3 protein-coding genes are annotated in these 2,834 nt (G+C 28.6%); all 3 read left to right on the top strand.

Annotation, left to right across the window (positions count from 1 at the left end):
* Positions 1-227 precede the first annotated feature (227 nt).
* The 3 genes from B5X64_RS22335 to B5X64_RS22325 all read left to right on the top strand — a co-directional run bounded on the left by B5X64_RS22335 (position 228) and on the right by B5X64_RS22325 (position 2,716).
* On the top strand, positions 228-881 hold the full coding sequence (locus B5X64_RS22335) for a DUF4279 domain-containing protein (protein ID WP_079467317.1): 654 nt from the start codon (positions 228-230) through the stop codon (positions 879-881).
* A gap of 184 nt (positions 882-1,065) precedes the next feature.
* A complete protein-coding gene (locus B5X64_RS22330) occupies positions 1,066-1,587 on the top strand; it encodes a hypothetical protein (RefSeq protein WP_079467316.1) in 522 nt (173 codons plus the stop codon).
* A 154-nt stretch (positions 1,588-1,741) separates the two neighbouring features.
* Positions 1,742-2,716 carry a hypothetical protein gene (locus B5X64_RS22325; protein ID WP_164463448.1) on the top strand — a complete coding sequence of 325 codons (975 nt, stop codon included), beginning with the start codon at positions 1,742-1,744 and terminating at the stop codon, positions 2,714-2,716.
* The last annotated feature ends 118 nt before the right edge of the window (positions 2,717-2,834 follow it).

Here is a 2,834-nt window from a genome sequence, read left to right as displayed (position 1 = left end):
TGAATAATACATTAATTATCAAATAGTTATAGTATTTTATTTATTTAATATTCACAAAATTTATTTTTAGTATTTTTGGTTGTGCAACAAGCACAAGGGTTTTGCAATAGTGGGGCGAAATTGCAAAGTTCAACGGTAGTTCTACGGTTTAACTTTTGTACAAAATTGAAGATTTTCGCTTCGATTGCCCCACCATCACAAAGCCCCGAAACGTTAACAGAAATAGCATGACCGAGCAACAAGTAATAGAACTTATACAAAAGGAATTCAAGGAAAAAACACTTGGGGTGACGAAACAATATCTTGAAATTCATAGTCCAATTTACGCTGACAATAAATTAAAAATTGACCGCATTGACCGTGACAGAACTGATAACTTGATTATTGCTTACTTACCTGTTCTTGACGAAAAATTTTATTTTGCGGTTTACATTGACACAAAGTCGAATGAAGTAATAAGTATTGATACAGAAGCATATCATCAGGTTTATTTCAGAGCAACATCAGAAACTCTATCTTCGGACGAATTAAAAGTAATGACACGCTTGACTCCAACAGAATTGTGGAATAAAGGCGACCTTAGAAAAAGTGGGAAGTCAAATTATACATTTAGTAATCTGACAATTTTACCCAATCCAGAACCTGACGAATTTGAAGACAAACTAAAAAAACTGCTTGATTTTTTGGAGGGAGACAAGGAAGGAATAAAACAACTTGTTGAAAAAGCAGACGGATATGTTCAGGTTGCCATGGAGATTCATAAGGGAAATGGAATGATTGGCGGACACAATATTGACACAGATAATATAAGACGAATGAACGACTTAGGACTATCTATAAATTTTGACCTTTATGTGGCCGGAAACAGCTTTAAAGAATAGAACAATTACTGCTAGCGGCTTTGAACAGCTTCGATTGGACATTTATAAAAATCTCAACATCCGTTCTTCGATTGAATTTTTGTGCGAAAAATACCCGCCTTCGGCAATACCCGAAACGTTAACGGTAATTTTACATATAACCATCTGCTAAAAGACAACAAATTATTTATTGAACTTAAACGAAATGAAAATTTTAAATAACTCTAACAAATTATTCTACTTAAAATCAGCTAATGTAATTGGTGGACAAAACATTTTTCTCTTTTTTAGACAAGCAGATAAATATAGTTTACGAAATACCATAGAAAATCAATATGATTACATCAATGTATCATTGATTTTATGGATGGAAAACTCTAATGATGCAAACAAAGAATGTTTAAAGATTAAAGAATATTTTTTGGACAAAACAATATCAATAGACACAATAAATGAAACAGAAATTGAATTTATTGGAGACTATGATCATCGAATTAAAGTAAAAAAATATGATGAGGATTTTATAGACCAATTTACAGAAGATTGGATTGACAGATATTTATTTGCAACAAAGTTTGCTTATGACCAAATAGCAATAGGTGGAAATTATTACAACCTGCTTAAAGAAATAGTAGATATTACAAAATTTTCTAAAGACGAAGTAGCAAAAAATATTATGGACAAAGTGAGCTATTTTGAGCAAGAACATAAAATTAAATTTGACTAAAAACTACCGCTAACAAAGGTTCTGCTAGTAGGATAAAACTGTAAAGTTCAACATTTGTTCTACGATTAAACTTTTATACTAAACTGAAGATTTGCGCTTCGATTGCCCCACCATCGTAAAGCCCTAAAACTTTAACTGTAATTTTAAAAAAATGATGAAAACAACTATTACATTATTAATTTCGTTTGTAACAATTAATATTTTTTCACAAAGTAATAAATTAAATGGAACTTGGATATTAGATAAATTTATTTTTTCTGATGGAAAGCCAATAGAGGTAAATGATAAAGACTTTTCAACTTATGCTCAATATGATTTTTATAATAATAAAATGAAAATTGATGGAATTGAAATACCTATTACAATAACATCAAATGTAATACAAACAAGTGCCACTAAAATTGAATATGGATTTAATGATAAATACCTTTTTTTAAAATTTCAAGGAGATAATAAAATTGCTTGCCTTCTTAAACCTGAAACATTTCTTGAATTATATCCAGAGTTCCAGCCAAAACAAATAGAATATGGCAACATTTCTGTTTATCTCGAGAATTCAATTGTAAAACCTACATTTATATATAAAGGAGGTTTTAATTCTTATTTAGCAAATATAGTTTCAAATTACGAAGATTTTCCAAACACCCGAAATTATTTCAGTGCACAATTTATCTTAACAAAAGACTCAAAAATAAAGGATATAAAAATAATTAACAATATCTCTGAGGATTTTGATAAAAAAGCAATACAAGCAATTTTGGATAGTGAAAAATATTTCAAGAATACAACAGGTAAAGATTTTTTAATCAATCGAAGTTTTTCGATGATAATAGAAGATAACAATCAAAAAAACAGAATTGAAAAACAAATTGATCAAATTGAAAAAAAAGGATTGGAATATTTTAACAATAATGATTTCGAAAATGCAATAAAAGTTTATGAGAAACTAAAAACAATTAATGATGATAGATCAAATAATACAATAACGAAAATATCTTACATAAAATTAGGGATCTCATATTTAGCAATTAACAAAATTGCGGAAGCTTGCGAAAATTTTAAAAAAGCAGGAGATTTAACAAATTTTAGCGTAAGAAATTATTTGATCAATTTCTGTTCAAAAAAATAATAAAAGAAAATTTGACTAACATCGGTAACCGTTGCACAACTCTTTAGTTTTTCCGTTATTCCAAAAAATAAGATAAAAAGCAACCTCTTTTAAAGCGATTTAAAAGAGGTTGCTTTTT

The organism is Chryseobacterium balustinum (genome assembly GCF_900168205.1).
Taxonomy (GTDB): Bacteria; Bacteroidota; Bacteroidia; order Flavobacteriales; family Weeksellaceae; genus Chryseobacterium; species Chryseobacterium balustinum.
This window is presented reverse-complemented; position numbering and strand designations above follow the sequence as displayed.

Excerpts from the sequence above, each read along its gene's own strand:
- B5X64_RS22335 (WP_079467317.1), top strand. The coding sequence starts at position 228 with ATGACCGAGCAACAAGTAATAGAACTTATACAAAAGGAATTCAAGGAA.
- B5X64_RS22330 (WP_079467316.1), top strand. The coding sequence starts at position 1,066 with ATGAAAATTTTAAATAACTCTAACAAATTATTCTACTTAAAATCAGCT.
- B5X64_RS22325 (WP_164463448.1), top strand. The coding sequence starts at position 1,742 with ATGAAAACAACTATTACATTATTAATTTCGTTTGTAACAATTAATATT.